Source organism: Streptococcus halitosis (assembly GCF_027691175.1).
GTDB classification, from domain to species: domain Bacteria; phylum Bacillota; class Bacilli; order Lactobacillales; family Streptococcaceae; genus Streptococcus; species Streptococcus halitosis_A.
This window is the reverse complement of record NZ_JAQFBD010000006.1, coordinates 34,602-48,055: the sequence shown is the minus strand read 5'-3', so window position 1 is coordinate 48,055 and position 13,454 is coordinate 34,602. Positions and strand designations below refer to the sequence as shown.

Annotated in this window: 14 protein-coding genes; 1 reads left to right on the top strand and 13 read right to left on the bottom strand. The window is 39.8% G+C overall.

Translation table 11 applies throughout. From position 1 onward, the window contains the following. Nucleotides 1-57 precede the first annotated feature (57 nt). From PG086_RS09140 to pbp2a, 5 genes are all read right to left on the bottom strand, one after another. Complete coding sequence (locus tag PG086_RS09140; RefSeq protein ID WP_049501155.1) at nucleotides 58-531, bottom strand: hypothetical protein; 474 nt, start codon at nucleotides 529-531, stop codon at nucleotides 58-60. A 120-nt stretch (nucleotides 532-651) separates the two neighbouring features. After that, nucleotides 652-1,188 carry a transcription termination/antitermination protein NusG gene (gene nusG, locus PG086_RS09135; protein ID WP_000376732.1) on the bottom strand — a complete coding sequence of 179 codons (537 nt, stop codon included), beginning with the start codon at nucleotides 1,186-1,188 and terminating at the stop codon, nucleotides 652-654. Between the two features lie 51 nt (nucleotides 1,189-1,239). Beyond that, nucleotides 1,240-1,416 carry a preprotein translocase subunit SecE gene (gene secE, locus PG086_RS09130; protein ID WP_000505776.1) on the bottom strand — a complete coding sequence of 59 codons (177 nt, stop codon included), beginning with the start codon at nucleotides 1,414-1,416 and terminating at the stop codon, nucleotides 1,240-1,242. Between the two features lie 9 nt (nucleotides 1,417-1,425). Next, nucleotides 1,426-1,578 (bottom strand): 50S ribosomal protein L33, encoded by a 153-nt coding sequence (gene rpmG, locus PG086_RS09125; protein ID WP_001809375.1) that lies wholly within the window; start codon nucleotides 1,576-1,578, stop codon nucleotides 1,426-1,428. A gap of 52 nt (nucleotides 1,579-1,630) precedes the next feature. After that, nucleotides 1,631-3,826 (bottom strand): penicillin-binding protein PBP2A, encoded by a 2,196-nt coding sequence (gene pbp2a / locus PG086_RS09120; RefSeq protein ID WP_167266675.1) that lies wholly within the window; start codon nucleotides 3,824-3,826, stop codon nucleotides 1,631-1,633. A gap of 86 nt (nucleotides 3,827-3,912) precedes the next feature. On the opposite strand from pbp2a, the gene PG086_RS09115 reads away from it, so the two are divergent. Then, nucleotides 3,913-4,788 carry an RluA family pseudouridine synthase gene (locus PG086_RS09115; protein WP_333558144.1) on the top strand — a complete coding sequence of 292 codons (876 nt, stop codon included), beginning with the start codon at nucleotides 3,913-3,915 and terminating at the stop codon, nucleotides 4,786-4,788. Between the two features lie 72 nt (nucleotides 4,789-4,860). Here PG086_RS09115 and gap read toward each other — a convergent pair whose 3' ends face one another. The 8 genes from gap to yajC form a co-directional block, all read right to left on the bottom strand. Continuing rightward, on the bottom strand, nucleotides 4,861-5,871 hold the full coding sequence (gene gap, locus PG086_RS09110; protein WP_000260673.1) for a type I glyceraldehyde-3-phosphate dehydrogenase: 1,011 nt from the start codon (nucleotides 5,869-5,871) through the stop codon (nucleotides 4,861-4,863). A 165-nt stretch (nucleotides 5,872-6,036) separates the two neighbouring features. Continuing rightward, nucleotides 6,037-7,338: an ABC transporter permease gene (locus PG086_RS09105; protein WP_162281873.1), complete on the bottom strand. Its 1,302-nt coding sequence runs from the start codon at nucleotides 7,336-7,338 to the stop codon at nucleotides 6,037-6,039. Then, on the bottom strand, nucleotides 7,307-7,990 hold the full coding sequence (locus tag PG086_RS09100) for an ABC transporter ATP-binding protein (protein ID WP_109289433.1): 684 nt from the start codon (nucleotides 7,988-7,990) through the stop codon (nucleotides 7,307-7,309). Before PG086_RS09100 ends, PG086_RS09105 begins: the two co-directional genes overlap by 32 nt. Nucleotides 7,991-8,165: 175 nt before the next feature. Next, entirely contained in the window at nucleotides 8,166-9,077 is a 912-nt protein-coding gene (locus PG086_RS09095; protein ID WP_167266670.1) for a helix-turn-helix domain-containing protein, read from the bottom strand. 133 nt (nucleotides 9,078-9,210) lie between these two features. Next, entirely contained in the window at nucleotides 9,211-11,862 is a 2,652-nt protein-coding gene (gene adhE, locus PG086_RS09090; protein WP_270748722.1) for a bifunctional acetaldehyde-CoA/alcohol dehydrogenase, read from the bottom strand. Between the two features lie 295 nt (nucleotides 11,863-12,157). Further along, a complete protein-coding gene (locus PG086_RS09085; RefSeq protein ID WP_000413199.1) occupies nucleotides 12,158-12,571 on the bottom strand; it encodes an MORN repeat-containing protein in 414 nt (137 codons plus the stop codon). Next, nucleotides 12,558-13,001, bottom strand: a complete 444-nt coding sequence (locus PG086_RS09080) for a low molecular weight protein-tyrosine-phosphatase (RefSeq protein WP_002876368.1) — start codon at nucleotides 12,999-13,001, stop codon at nucleotides 12,558-12,560. Before PG086_RS09080 ends, PG086_RS09085 begins: the two co-directional genes overlap by 14 nt. A gap of 47 nt (nucleotides 13,002-13,048) precedes the next feature. After that, nucleotides 13,049-13,369: a preprotein translocase subunit YajC gene (gene yajC, locus PG086_RS09075; RefSeq protein ID WP_001069056.1), complete on the bottom strand. Its 321-nt coding sequence runs from the start codon at nucleotides 13,367-13,369 to the stop codon at nucleotides 13,049-13,051. Nucleotides 13,370-13,454 lie beyond the last annotated feature (85 nt).

Genomic DNA, 13,454 nt, shown 5'->3' with positions numbered 1-13,454 from the left:
TTTCAACTCTTTCTATTATACCTACTTTTCCTACTTTGTCAAGATCTTTTTTCCTCTTTACCGAAATTCTGAAAAGATAAGGGAAAGTTCTCTCAGGAGAGCTTTACGTCCTCTAAAGACTTCTCCTCCCATGAGACGGTCTATTAACTCTTGTTTTTCCATACTCTGCTTTGATTTGTAATTCTTTAGAAGTTCGTGAAAGAGATAATAATCGTCTAGCCTGAGTCCTTTTTCTCCTAGGCGATGACTAATCTCACTCACCTCTTCATAGGGTTCTTTGTCAAAACGTCGCTTGTGGCTTTCCTGTTTACGGATGTAATCTAGAATACGATTTCTAAATTTTGTTTTAAAGCAGACATAAAGTCGATGGCGCTCGCCCTCTAATAACTCTGGATTACGGCTCACCAGCTCATACAGGCATAACATGCCTTCCTGATCCCAGTCCTCTTTCTCCCACAGATGCAAATGATAATCTTTGCGACACTTATGGACGATTCCCTTACTTTCTTCATATAAGTCTTTTAGATTCATAGACCTCTCCTTTCTGCATTTAGTTTAGCAAAATGCGTGAACCCCTGGGTCTACTTCCTCTATTCTATACTTCTTCCTCCCTCAACGGCACATAAAAAGAGAGGTTAAGCCTCTCTGGGGTTATAATTCTGCAATTTGGTTGAGATTCACTTCTGCAATCGTATCATTACCAAACATAGAGATAATCATCTTCACTTTGTTGTTATCAATTTCAGTAATTTTCCCTGTGTAGTCTGCAAAAGCGCCATCAATAATGCGGACTGTCTGTCCAACTTCAACGTCAATATCGAACTCTTGAACAGTTTGTCCCATTGAAACCAAGATATCACGGATTTCTTGTTCCAATAGTGGAGTTGGTTTTGATCTGTTCCCGTGTGAGCCGACGAATCCTGTTACGTTCGGTGTGTTTCGAACGACGAACCATGCTTCATCTGTCATGACCATTTCTACAAGGACATAACCTGGAAAGCGATTCTCTTCAACTTCCTTTTTCTTTCCATTTTTCTCAACTTGCACGGTTTGTGTTGGAATCTCAACGCGTAGAATATTATCCAACATGTTATACGTTTGCGCACGTTGCAATAGATTTTCTTTTACCTTATTTTCATAGCCAGAATAAGTTTGTAGAACAAACCATCCTTTGTCAAAACTATCCATGATATTTCCTTTCATAATAGAAGAAATTAGCAGAAGCTCTCTGCCTTTCTTCTAAAAAATGTTAATAAATCGAATCAAACCTGAAACAATCAACTGGTCAAAAATGTAAATGATGACCACAAAGAAGGCTGTGTATTCCATAATAGAGCGAAAATCTCTCCAGCTTTCCTTGCGAGTTGGCCACGTTGTTTCTTTAAGAAGTTTAAAAATATCCTTAATGAAGCCCATCGTTCTCTCCTATCTCGTTTCTCTATGTGTCGTATATTTCCCACAATGTTTACAAAATTTATTTACTTCTAGTCGTGTTGGCTTGGGGTTCCCACTAATTTTGATTGAGTAATTCCTTGAACCACAAACTGCACAAGCTAGGCTTGCTTTTTTTAGTGCCATAACGCCTCCATCTTATCTATTATAACAAGAAACCTAGGCTTTGACAAGCCTCTTAACGAAATAGATTAAAGATTGAGTCCCATATTGTCTGGGCTTTTTCTTTTATTTTAGCTTCTGAAATCGCACGTCCTGCTTCATCTACAAGATTTTGTGCACGACTACGAATATCTCCTATCGGGTCCTCAGACTGGTTTGTCTCATTTTCAACAACTTGCTTTTTCGTATTTTCTGGTTCAATACCATTTTGTTTATAAGCATTCTCAACTGTAAAAGTGCTACCTGGAGTGTATGGCAAAATGGTATTAGCCATACTTCTAAAGACATGGGCTGCTCCATTTGAGGTCGAACCTGCTAGATAATGGTTCTCATCCGTCGTCGGGAAGCCGAGCCAGTGGGTAATTACCACATCTGGAGTATAACCAATCACCCACTGGTCACTAGTATATACTGAATTAAAAGCAGCCTCAGTAGTACCCGTCTTTCCAGCCATAACATAATCTGTTGGCGACGAACTAATTCCTGTACCATTGGTAAATGTTCCTAGCATCATACTGGTCATTTTATCAGCTACAGACTTATCAATCACTCGTTTTTGGGAGTTTTTATGGCTCTTGATGACCTGACCACTGGCATTTTCAATACGAGTGATAAAATGCGCTTCAGGCATCAAACCTTCATTAGCAAAGGTTGCATAGGCTTGCGCCATCTGGAGAGGATTCGTCTCTACGCCTCCACCGAGAGCGACTCCAAGAACTCGATCAACATTTTCCATATTCAGGCCAAATCTCTCCCCAGCGTCAAAAGCTTTGTCAATACCTAATGCATTTACAGTCGCAACTGCCGGTAAATTGAGTGATTCAGCCAAAGCCTGATACATAGGTACTTCAGGAGAAGTCTTAATCCCTGCATAATTGTCCACTTGATAACTATCATACTGCATCGTATGATTATCCAATTGCTTGTTTAAGGCCCATCCTGCTTCTACCGCAGGCGTATAAACCACTAAAGGTTTGATAGTTGAACCTGGGCTACGCTTAGACTGAGTGGCATAGTTGAAATTGCGGAAGCCTGGTTTGTCATCGCCAGCTACGCTACCAACAACGCTACGCACCCCACCTGTTTTAGGCTCTAAAGCAACACTACCTGATTCAGCATGTGTTCCGTCTTCTGCCTTTGGAAATAGTGAGGTATTTTCGTAAACAACCTGCATGTTGGCTTGGTAGTTTTGGTCAAGTTCTGTATAGATTCGATAGCCGTTGTTGACAATTTCCTCTTCTGTGAGATTGTACTTGGAAACTGCTTCGTTGACAACTGCATCAAAATAAGACGGGTAACGATAATCCGAAATCTTCCCTTCATACTTATCTTGCAGTTGAGAAGCCATATCTGCTCCAGCTGCTTCGGTCTCTTGATTTTTATCAATATAACCCGCTGCAACCATATTTTGCAAAACAGTATCCCTACGGTTGGTTGAAGTTTCAACAGAATTTAATGGATTATACAATTCTGGCCCCTTGAGCATCCCTGCTAGAGTTGCCGCCTGATCAAGCGTTAGTTGTGAAGCCGATACACCGAAATATTTCTTACTTGCATCTTCAACACCCCACACCCCATTTCCAAAATAGGCGTTATTGAGGTACATAGTAAGGATTTGCTCCTTACTGTATTTCTTGGTCAACTCTAAGGCAAGGAAAAACTCCTTGGCCTTCCGTTCAACGGTTTGATCCTGAGACAGATAGGCATTTTTTGCCAACTGTTGAGTGATGGTGGACCCCCCTCCAGAACGACCCGCTGTAAGGATGGCTAGAAAGAAACGACCGTAGTTAATCCCATCATTTTTATAAAAGGAACGGTCCTCTGTCGCGACGACAGCATTTTGCAAGTCTTTACTGATGTCTGTCAGTTCAACATAGGTCCCCTTTTGACCGGACAGGGCCCCCGCCTCTTTTTCTTCGCGGTCAAAAATCAGAGTTCGCGTTTTCAAGGCATTTTGCAAATCATTGACATTGGTAGACTTGGCTATCGCAAATAGGTAGGTTCCCACAAGCAAGCCAGCGCTTAACCCTAAAATGATGACGATTTTTGTCAGATGATAACGACGCCAAAATTTCCGAATTGGCCCTACTTGTGACATTTTTTTTCTATCGCTCCGAGAACGACGCATGCTAGTAGAATCAGACTCCGCCGATTCATTCGTTTCTTTTTTAAAGAGAGAAAGAAACTTCTCAAATAATTTATCTAATTTCATGCGTTTATTTTATCATCTTCACCATGGGAACTCAAGAATTTAGCTACTCCCTATCCAAATAGGACTTTTTTTGTTACAATATCTGTATGCAATTCACATTTACATTACCCGAATCCCTGCCTCAAATGACGGTCAAACAATTTCTAGAGGAACAACTCCTCATCCCTAGAAAAATCCGTCATTTTTTGAGAACCAAGAAGAACATCTTAATTAACCACGAAGAAGTTCACTGGAACGAGATGGTGAAGCCAGGGGATATTTGCCAATTGACTTTTGACGAGGAAGATTATCCCAAAAAGGAAATACTTTTGGGAAATCCAGACCTCGTTCAAGAGGTTTATCAAGACCAACATCTCATTATCGTCAACAAGCCAGAAGGAATGAAAACGCATGGGAATCAACCCAAGGAGATCGCCCTTCTCAACCATGTCTCTGCCTACGTTGGGCAAACTTGCTATGTCGTTCATCGTCTAGATATGGAAACCAGCGGGCTAGTGCTTTTTGCTAAGAACCCTTTTATCCTGCCCATCCTCAATCGCTTGTTGGAGAAAAAAGACATCGCTCGCGAGTACTGGGCACTCGTAGAAGGACGAGTAGAGAGTAAAGAACTTATCTTTCAAGATAAAATTGGCCGTGATCGACATGATCGCAGAAAACGAGTAGTAGATCCCAAAAATGGGCAATATGCTGAAACGCATATCAGTCGATTAAAGCAATTCCCAAACAAAACAGCTCTTGTCCGTTGCAAGCTAAAGACCGGTCGAACGCATCAGATTCGTGTTCACCTCTCTCATCACAAGCATCCTATCTTGGGCGACCCTCTCTATAATAGTAAATCAAAAGCAAGCCGGCTTATGCTTCACGCCTTTCGCCTTTCTTTTACCCATCCACTCACCTTAGAAAAATTGAGTTTCACTGTTCTATCGGATACTTTTGAAAAAGAATTAAAAAAGAATGGATGACATTATCATCTATTCTTTTATCTATACAAAAAAGCAAGGCCAGAAAGCCTTGCTTTTTTATCGACTCAAGAATTATTTAGCGATTTTTGCAAAGTATTCAAGAGTACGAACAAGTTGTGAAGTGTAAGACATTTCGTTGTCATACCATGAAACAACTTTAACCAATTGTTTACCGTCAACGTCAAGAACTTTAGTTTGAGTTGCGTCAAACAATGAACCGAATGACATACCTACGATATCAGAAGATACGATTGGATCTTCAGTGTAACCGTATGATTCGTTAGAAGCTGCTTTCATAGCTGCGTTTACTTCATCAACAGTAACGTTCTTATCAAGAACTGCTACCAATTCAGTTACAGAACCTGTTGGAACAGGAACACGTTGAGCAGCTCCGTCCAATTTACCGTTCAATTCAGGGATAACCAAACCGATTGCTTTAGCAGCACCAGTTGAGTTAGGAACGATGTTAGCTGCAGCAGCACGAGCACGGCGAAGGTCACCTTTACGGTGTGGTCCATCAAGAACCATTTGGTCACCAGTGTAACCGTGGATAGTAGTCATCAAACCTTCAACGATACCGAAGTTGTCATGAAGAGCTTTAGCCATTGGAGCCAAACAGTTTGTAGTACATGAAGCACCTGAGATAACTGTTTCAGTACCATCAAGAATATCATGGTTAGTGTTAAATACAACTGTTTTAACATCTGATCCACCAGGAGCAGTGATAACAACTTTCTTAGCACCACCAGCGTGCAAGTGTTTTTCAGCAGCTGCTTTAGTAGCAAAGAAACCAGTTGCTTCAAGAACGATTTCTACACCGTCGTTAGCCCAGTCGATTTGTTCTGGATCACGTTCAGCAGAAACTTTAACGAATTTACCGTTAACTTCAAATCCGCCTTCTTTAACTTCTACAGTACCGTCGAAACGACCTTGAGTTGTATCGTATTTCAACAAGTGTGCAAGCATCACTGGATCTGTAAGGTCGTTGATGCGAGTAACTTCAACACCTTCTACGTTTTGGATACGGCGGAAAGCAAGACGACCGATACGTCCGAAACCGTTAATACCAACTTTAACTACCATTAGTGATTTCCTCCTTATGAAAATCATGAAAATTTTATTGTGAAAAGAGTAACTTGAATCACTACAAATCACCTTTCAACACACCTATTATATAACTATTTGAGTTTAATTGCAAGTATGGGCGTCGATTTTCTCTGTCAGTTTCTTTTTGATAAACTTCTTTCCCTACTCATAGCGTAAGGATTCCACTGGATCCATTTTACTAATCTTACGTGCTGGGAAGTAGGCTGAAATATAGCCAAGAAACAAAGCAAAAATAAGAGTTCCTGAAACGGAGAGAAGATTTAATTCAAAAACTTTAGAGATAGACGGATAGAAATGGTGGACAATAATATTCGCTAGGCTTCCTAGCCCTTGTGCAATGATAAAGGCTATTAGCAAGGCGATCCCTACAATCCAAAGAGCTTCGTAGATAAAGATTCCTTTCACATCTCTATTTTGATAGCCAACCGCCTTCATGACACCAATTTCCTTAGAACGTTGCATGATATTGATGTAAATAATGATCCCTATCATAACTGCTGCCACCACAATCGCTTGTGAAGAAAGCACAATCAGTAATCCCTGAATGACACGAATAAAGGTAATCACAATATCAAGAACGGCCTGTTGAGAAAGAACTGTATACTTCTTATTTTTCTGCAATTCTTCTATTACTGTTTTCGTACGAGAAGGATCTTTAAGTTCCAGAATAAAATAGGATACAGCCTTTGTAAATTCAGCTTCTTTTAAAATAGTTTCCATCTGGTTGGAAGCCATGAAACTATTGCTATCCTCTGCATCATCTTCGTCATTGATGACACGCACAATATGAGTTTGAAAACCTGCCAACTTGCTACCTTCAGCAGCATTTTCTACAATGGTTGCTGAAACTGGCTTGCCAATAACATCACTAGCTGTCAGATTTTCCCCTGTTTGTTCATTCCAATTTTTGAGCAAACTCATCGGAATCGTCAATCCCTGCTCGTTAACATCCGTATAAAGAGTGCCTGCTAACACTTTTTCTTTTTCATTGCTACTAACAGAAATACTTGTATCTTCATACAAACTCACGACTTGAGCATAAGAAGGCATAGATTGGCTAAATTCTACTTCGTGTCCGTCTATGCTAATCTTTGACATGGTCATGCCAAAAGGACTTTCTAGATATTTAATATTTTCTTTCCCAATCGTATCCACGATATAGTTCTTATCATCTTGGTTCAAAAAACCTCTGCCAGCAACACTAGAATTCAGCGCAATCTGAACTTGGGAAGGGAGCTTCCCCCCGTTGGTATTCTCATCAATCATCGAAATCAAGGCATTTCCTAGCCCAAACGAAACCAATACACCTACAAAACCAATCGAGGTCGCTACTGCAATCAGCAAGTTACGCCACTTTCTTTCCAAAAAGTTACTTAAAGAAAGTTTGAATTTGTTTTTAAAGGACAATCCTTTATTTTTTGACTTCTTCAACGACTTCACCATCCTTCATTTTGATAATCACATCTGCATATTCAGTAACCTCTGGGTTATGAGTAACAATCAGTACTGTTTTCCCAGCTTGGGCCAAATTTTTGAACACTTCTAAAACCATCTCTTGAGATTGAGAATCGAGCGATCCAGTTGGTTCATCAGCTACAATCATATCTGGTTGGTTTACCAGAGCACGCGCAATGGCTACACGTTGTTTTTGTCCACCAGAGAGCTGTTTAATATTCTTAGCCATAAAAGGCTCCATCCCTAAATTATGAAGTTGTTCTTGGGCTATTCTTGTCATTTCTTTATCCGATAAATCTTTGACATAGAGAGGCAACTTAACATTATCCAAAACAGATTGATGGGGGATGAGATTGAAGTTTTGAAAGACAAACCCAATGTTGTCTTTGCGAAATTGCGTCAATTCAACCTCTGACAATTCCTTGAGAGACTCTCCTTTAAAGTCTAAAATTCCCTCGTACTCCCTATCTAAACCGCTGATAATATTTAATAGACTGGTTTTTCCACATCCTGACGGGCCATAAATCGCAGTGATTTTCCCTTCAGCAATTTGCAGGTTAATATTCCTTAGAGCCTGCTCTTTATTATTCCCATCCAAGGCGTAAAATTTTGAAATATTTTTAATGGATAAAATGGACATTACAATCTCCTTTAATCACTTGTGATATCGTGTACCGATACAAACTAAAATAAACAATGCTAATATAAATTAATCTAACAGAATCAGATTCAAAAAAATTCCTTCTTTTTTCGAATCCATTTTAACAAAAAAGCGACATTCCCCCAATGACAGAAATGTCACTCCTATAAACTCTTTAACGATATCTTTCTAGATCCTCAGCCCATTCATTGTCTAAACTAACGATTAACTGCTCATTACCAAACATCCTTGCCATCATTTTTGCTTCTTCATACTTTTGTTTGGCTGTTTCATAATCCATCTGAATATAATATTTCCACTCCACCATCAAGACAATTGGTTGTTTTTGAAAATCTCGTGTTTTCTGTCCTATTTTATTTAAGGTCTCAACTGCTCTCTTAAAATAATGAAACAGCCCCATAATTTCTATACAAGCTAAAGAAGCTAACAAGGAATCTCTAAGCAAGTCCAAACAATCGAACTCTATCTTATCAACCTGAGAAATTAGTTTGTCATGAAAACAAAGAATGGTTTCATGCTCAGATTCTTTTATCTCACCCACATTTAAACCATCCATTAACTGACAGTTGAAATACAGTCTCAATTTCAAAAAGTCCTCGGCTTTATATACATCTCTGGATAGTAAGTCTTGAAGACCGCCCTCAATCACACTACTTCCGTATAAGGAATTACTAGTCGCCCTCACCTCATCTATAGCTTGAAGACAATCCACTATCACTTTCTCATCACGTGGCAAATCATCATAAAAACATTCAAAAATCTCATCAAAATATTCTTCCTTTCGTTCCTGCAACTCTTTGTCTCCATAGTCAGGATGATGAAGAAGAAAGTATTTTAATTCTTGGTAACGCTTGGGTAATTCCTTATAGTCTGGCATCAGAATATAGGTTGGAATATCTAGCCTATTCGCTATATATTCTAGTGTTTTTATCGTAGGACGAAATTCTCCTTTCTCGATGCGGACCAACTGACGGACTGATAATTCCGACTCATCTCCACAAAAAACTGGACGACTAAGCCCTTTCTCCTCTCTAAGGCGTCTTACCTTTTCCCCTAAATCATTCATCTCTTACATTTCTCCCTCGGCTCGATACAAAAACTTTGATATTCAAATAACTATATGCGCTTATTATAACATTTTTCAAGAAAATGTACAAAAAAAGAGACAGGATCACTCCTGCCTCTAGGCTGATAAACAATTATTTGCGACGTCCTGGTCGTTCTGCATAACCATAGTAAGCATCTGCCATGATTTCTTCCATGTCAGCTACCATTGGCAAGCGTGGGTTTGCAGGTGAACATTGGTCTTCGTAAGCAAGTAAGGCAATTTCATGCAAGCTGTCTTTCCAAGCTTTTTCATCAATTCCAAAGCCTTTGAAGTTCATTGTGATTCCAACTGCTTCACCAAGATCGTAAACTGCTTTGGCATAAGCTTCAACCGCTTCTTCTGGTGTTGAGCAAGGAAGACCTAGCATACGAGCGATATCTTGGAATTTTTCATCAGCTTTCCAGTAATTGTACTTAGGCCATGTTGTAGTTTTAGATGGACGAGTTCCATTATAACGGATAACATAAGGAAGTAAAATAGCATTTGTACGTCCGTGAATGGTGTGGTGAACAGCACCAATCTTATGCGCCATTGAGTGACTCATTCCAAGGAAGGCATTTGCAAAGGCCATACCAGCCATTGTAGAGGCATTATGCATCTTTTCACGGGCTTCTGGGTCAGCTGTTTTTACAGATTTTTCCAAGTATTTGAAGACTAACTTGATGGTTTGAAGAGCAATACCATCTGTATAGTCATTGGCAAAGTTAGAAGTATAAGCTTCAGTTGCGTGTGTCAAGACATCCATACCTGTGTCAGCAGCAATAAATGCTGGAACAGATTCTACCAAAGCAGGGTCAACAATTGCAATGGTTGGTGTCAAAGCGTAGTCAGTGATTGGGTATTTCCGGTTGTTTGCCTTGTCAGAGATAACTGCAAACGGTGTTACTTCTGAACCTGTACCAGATGTTGTTGGAATACCGATATATTGTGCTTTCTTACCAAGTGATGGGAATTTGAAGGCACGTTTGCGGATATCCATGAATTTTTGAACGAGGTCACCGAAGTCAACGTCTGGCTGTTCATAGAACATCCACATACCTTTAGCTGCATCCATTGGTGAACCACCACCAAGGGCAATGATAGTGTCTGGTTCAAACGAACGCATTACTTCAACACCACGACGAACTGTTGTGATATCTGGATCTGGTTCAACATCTGAGAAGACTTGAATCGTGACTTTGTTTTTACGAAGATTCAATTGGTCAATCACACGTTGTACAAAACCGAGTTTTTCAATTGATTTATCGGTAACAATCATGACACGTTCGATACCTTCGCAAGTTTGAAGGTATTGGATAGAATTGCGTTCGAAGTAGATTTTTGAAGGAACTTTAAACCATTGCATATTATTTCTACGTTTTCCTACTTTCTTGATGTTAAGAAGGTTGATAGCGGATACGTTATCACCAACTGAGTTGTGTCCATATGAACCACATCCAAGTGTTAATGATGGAATGAAGGCGTTGTATACATCACCGATACCACCAAAGGTAGATGGAGAGTTCCAGATAATACGCATTGCCTTTATTTCCGTACCGAAACGTTTTGCAAGAGCTTCGTCTTTTGTATGGATAGCAGCTGAGTGTCCTAGACCATTAAATTCAACCATTTGACGAGCTTTTTTAAGTCCATCTTCAGTATCTTCAGCTTTCAAAACTGCAATAACAGGTGATAATTTTTCACGAGTCAATGGTTCTTTAATTCCAACTTCTGCACATTCAGCAGCCAAGATATTTGTACCTTCTGGTACTTTGAATCCTGCTTGCTCAGCAATCCATGTAGCTGGTTTACCAACAATATTTGGGTTCAATTTTGCACCAGCGCAGTTCTTGCTGTTAGCTTTTGCACCAAAACAGAATTCTTCCAAAAGCGCTTTTTCTTTCTTGTTTACAAAGTAAGTGTGGTATGATTTGAATTCTTCTACAAATTCGTCATATACTTCTTTATCAATGATAACCGCTTGTTCTGATGCACAGACCATCCCATTATCAAATGATTTAGACATCACAATGTCATGAGCAGCTTGACGAAGGTCAGCAGATTTTTCTACATAGGCGGGAACGTTTCCGGCACCTACCCCAAGAGCTGGTTTTCCACATGAGTATGCAGCTTTAACCATAGCATTCCCACCAGTTGCAAGAATAGTTGCAACACCTTCGTGGTTCATTAGCGCTCCAGTTGCTTCCAAAGATGGCTTTGTAATCCATTGAACACAGTTTTCAGGAGCACCAGCTGCAATGGCTGCATCGCGAACAATTTGTGCTGCGTGAGCTGATGATTCTTGAGCAGATGGGTGGAAGGCAAAAACGATTGGGTTACGTGTTTTCAAAGCAATCAAGGATTTGAAAATCGCTGTTGAAGTTGGGTTTGTTGTCGGAGTGACACCACAGATTACACCGACAGGCTCCGCAATCTTTGTCAAACCTGTAATTGGATCATCTTCAATAACTCCAACCGTTTTAACTCCACGCATATTGTTCACTACGTGTTCACAGGCAAATAGGTTTTTTGTTGCCTTGTCTTCAAATACCCCACGACCTGTTTCTTCAACTGCATGTTGTGCAAGGATACCGTGCGCGTCAAGTGCTGCAACAGACGCTTTTGCCACGATATAGTCAACTTGCTCTTGGTTCAACTTGCGCATTTCATCAAGCGCAACCAAGGCTTTTTTGACGAGACCATCGACATGCTTTTCAGCAGCAAGTTGTTTTTCCTCTGGTGTTACTGTTTTTTTATCAGCCATATTATCCTCCATAGCCTTTAAGGATGTTATCCTTTGTTAATTTTTTCACAAGTTTATTATAACTCTTTTTTTATGCTTTGTAAACAGTTTCATAAGTATTTCACAAAGAATTTTTCTAAGTTTGTGATTTTTTTCTCAATATAGCTATACAATAGAGTTTTGTCTGGACGATTGTGAAATTATGGAGAAAATTTTTTTATTTCACAAAGTTTTTCTAGTTGATAGTTAGTTATCGAATTTAATCACAGAAAGCGCTTTCTTTCTCGCTTTTAAAAATAGCCTCCTCATCTGGAGACTACTGTTTTTGTTGGAAAACGCCTTGTTTAAAGGTTCCTTCATAGACAACTTCTTGCTCTGTCGTCAACTTTCCTTGACCTTCAGCCTGGCCATTTACAAAATCACCTTCGTATTTCCAGCCATCTTTTGATTGGAACGTTCCTTTTCCATTAAAGGCTCCATTATTGAAATCACCTGTATATTGGTCCCCATTTTCAAAGGTCATGGTCCCCTGACCATTCATTTTCCCTCGTACCAGGGTACCATCATAAACAAGTGCACCACCATCAAGTGTCAGGACACCCTTTTTGGGTGTATTTAGTAGAAATACCGAAAGGGCACAGAGTGCAATTACGACTACTGCAATGAACTCTAGCCTAGGGCGAGTTAGGTAAACTCTATACTTTTCATAGATTTGTTTAAGCTTTTCCATTGTCACTCTCATTTTCTAATCGATCTAGCCAGCTTTTACAGCCACTTGTGATGCGAGCATAGGTTTCCTCAAAATCTCCTGTATACCAAGGATCTGGAACACTTTCAGATGCAAAAGGGTAGATCTTATGCTGCAATTCCTGAGGACACATTTGACGCAGATCGGAAACGTTTGAAGCATCCATCCCGATAATGTAATCAAATGACTCAAAATCTTCTCTACGAACCTGGAGTGATGTTTTGTCTTTGTCATAAGGAATCTGATATTGCTGGAAAATCCCTTGCGTTCCCTTATGAATCGGATTGCCATGTTCCCAAGACGAAGTCGCACGACTCTCAATCTGGTAATCGCTCGTCATGGATTTCATCACAAACTCTGCCATGGGGCTACGGCAGATGTTTCCTAAGCAAACAAATACTATTTTTCTCATCCCTTTTCCTCTCACTTCATAGAAAAACGGGAGTGACAGGTCCCGTTTTATTCTTCGATTGCTCCGCTTTCGTCAACAACTGTTCCTTCTGGTGTCACAGCCTCTTTGAGCGGCAAAACGGTTTTGATAGCAGCTAATTCAAAAGTCAAATAAACGCCATCTACATCAAGTACGATTGTTCTCTTCTCAGTGTCTACTTCATCCACTGTTCCGTAAAGGCCACCAATTGTAATAACTTCATAGCCTTTTTGAAGCTTGTTCAAGCTTTCCATACGTTTTTGCGCTTGTTTCTTTTGAGAACGTTGCATAAAGAACATCAAGGCCATCATACCTACAAGCATGATTAAAAAAGTAATATTTGGATTCATTGTTTTCTCCTTTGTCTTTTACATAGGACTACTATATCAAATTTCAGCTACTTTTACAAGGTTGTGCCTTACTTTTATGGTTATA

Bases quoted from the DNA above. Each gene is read 5' to 3' on its own strand.
- PG086_RS09095 (WP_167266670.1), bottom strand. From the start codon at position 9,077: ATGAATGATTTAGGGGAAAAGGTAAGACGCCTTAGAGAGGAGAAAGGG.
- yajC (WP_001069056.1), bottom strand. From the start codon at position 13,369: ATGAATCCAAATATTACTTTTTTAATCATGCTTGTAGGTATGATGGCC.
- PG086_RS09140 (WP_049501155.1), bottom strand. From the start codon at position 531: ATGAATCTAAAAGACTTATATGAAGAAAGTAAGGGAATCGTCCATAAG.
- PG086_RS09085 (WP_000413199.1), bottom strand. From the start codon at position 12,571: ATGGAAAAGCTTAAACAAATCTATGAAAAGTATAGAGTTTACCTAACT.
- adhE (WP_270748722.1), bottom strand. From the start codon at position 11,862: ATGGCTGATAAAAAAACAGTAACACCAGAGGAAAAACAACTTGCTGCT.
- nusG (WP_000376732.1), bottom strand. From the start codon at position 1,188: ATGGATAGTTTTGACAAAGGATGGTTTGTTCTACAAACTTATTCTGGC.
- gap (WP_000260673.1), bottom strand. From the start codon at position 5,871: ATGGTAGTTAAAGTTGGTATTAACGGTTTCGGACGTATCGGTCGTCTT.
- PG086_RS09115 (WP_333558144.1), top strand. From the start codon at position 3,913: ATGCAATTCACATTTACATTACCCGAATCCCTGCCTCAAATGACGGTC.
- PG086_RS09080 (WP_002876368.1), bottom strand. From the start codon at position 13,001: ATGAGAAAAATAGTATTTGTTTGCTTAGGAAACATCTGCCGTAGCCCC.
- pbp2a (WP_167266675.1), bottom strand. From the start codon at position 3,826: ATGAAATTAGATAAATTATTTGAGAAGTTTCTTTCTCTCTTTAAAAAA.
- PG086_RS09100 (WP_109289433.1), bottom strand. From the start codon at position 7,990: ATGTCCATTTTATCCATTAAAAATATTTCAAAATTTTACGCCTTGGAT.
- rpmG (WP_001809375.1), bottom strand. From the start codon at position 1,578: ATGGCACTAAAAAAAGCAAGCCTAGCTTGTGCAGTTTGTGGTTCAAGG.
- PG086_RS09105 (WP_162281873.1), bottom strand. From the start codon at position 7,338: ATGGTGAAGTCGTTGAAGAAGTCAAAAAATAAAGGATTGTCCTTTAAA.
- secE (WP_000505776.1), bottom strand. From the start codon at position 1,416: ATGGGCTTCATTAAGGATATTTTTAAACTTCTTAAAGAAACAACGTGG.